Source organism: Nostoc sp. CmiVER01, from assembly GCF_034531135.2.
Classification (GTDB): Bacteria; Cyanobacteriota; Cyanobacteriia; order Cyanobacteriales; family Nostocaceae; genus Nostoc.
Genome location: NZ_JAVRBU020000046.1, coordinates 1 through 1,522, shown reverse-complemented (window position 1 = coordinate 1,522; position 1,522 = coordinate 1). Strand labels below are relative to the sequence as shown.

Annotated in this window: 1 protein-coding gene; it reads right to left on the bottom strand. The window is 44.0% G+C overall.

Features of this window, described 5'->3' with window-relative positions; all coding sequences use genetic code 11:
- Positions 1 to 1,381: nitrogenase vanadium-iron protein, alpha chain (gene vnfD, locus RMZ43_RS35870; protein ID WP_322652126.1), on the bottom strand; the 1,381-nt coding region annotated here is incomplete at its 3' end.
- Positions 1,382 to 1,522: the final 141 nt, after the last annotated feature.

Here is a 1,522-nt window from a genome sequence, read left to right as displayed (position 1 = left end):
CACGGATATCATCCTTAGCCAACTTCATCAAAGGGGAGTAAATGGCATTGTACATATCGCGTGCCATATTCACCGCACCTTCAAAACCCATATAAGGGCCATTATGGTAGCCATGACCATTCACATAAGGCAAATGCAACTTCTTCACCAAAGCACCCACCCGAGGGCCAGTCAACACCAAATCAGGCTTAACCATCTCCAGCACCTCGAAGAACTCAAGTTCATTGCCATCATCAATATAGATAGTCCCTTCTTCACCTCTGGCAATTACCTTTTCAAAGTCTTCTTGGTGTCCAAACTTGGACGACATCGCCACCACTTTCATCCCTAAATCGTCTTCTAGCGCTTTAGTCCAGTGCCACAAACGAGGGCCACCAGTCCAAATACAGACCTTTTTCCCAGTCAAGCGCTCCTTATACCAAGCTAACTTCGACTCATATTTTGCCACCTCTTCTGCAATCACAGCTTCGGCTCTATCCTCAATCCCAAAGAAAGCACCGATTTTGCGTAACCCTTCCTTAGCATAGTCAAAGCCCCAGGTATCCACATCGATACGGGGAATACCATATTTTTTCTTTAACTCATTGGCAATATATCCAGCAGAACGGGCACAGTTAGTCACATTCAACTGCGCTCTGTGCATTCCACGCAATGAGTCATAAGTCCCATTCCCAGTAAAATGGGCAATAATTTGCACACCCATTTTTTCCATATACTTTTCAAGGACAAAGGTATCTCCTTGAATGTTGTAGTCACCAATCACATTAATCGTGTATGGGCTGGTAATTTCTGGCTCATAAGTTCCTACCTTATCTGTCATCCACCCCATATTGAATACGTGGTGTCCTTTGGACTGACTCACCCCAGCAAAACCGGGACACTCCACAGTGAAGATATCGACATCACCGAGTTCTTTTTCTACTTCTTTAACTACAGGCTTAATATCATCGCCAATTAAAGCAGTAGAGCAGGTGGTGTAGACCATCATCCGTTTGATGTCAGGAAATTCCGCAAAGGCTTCCAGCATCGCTTTTTTCAGCAGCTTTTCACCACCGAAGACAACGTGCTGTTCCTTCATGTCCGATGACCAGACATATTTGAGTTGGAAGTTGCCATTGTCGCTGGGATAGCGTTTGGTGTGCCATGTGTCATAAGCACAGCCTACAGGCCCATGTATCAACTGGATAGTATCCTTGAGAACACCACCAATTACTAGCTTTGCACCACAATAGCTGCATCCACGCTCAGATAATGAGCCGGGAATGGTTTCGACGTGGGCGCTAGGGAGAAACTGGGTTGTATCTTCTCCTTTCTCTTTAATATATATGTGCTTCTCCCGTTCGGGAATCGTTTCGTCGCACTTAAACAACTTCATTGGCATGGCTGATTGCTCCAGTTGCAATTGTTAAGAAGACAGACTCTTCTAATATGTAAGTTTTGTCAGAAACTTGTTGGAGTTCCTTGATTTCAAAATCCTATCAATCTTTTTAATTGATAATAGTAAAACTAATAACAATAACGC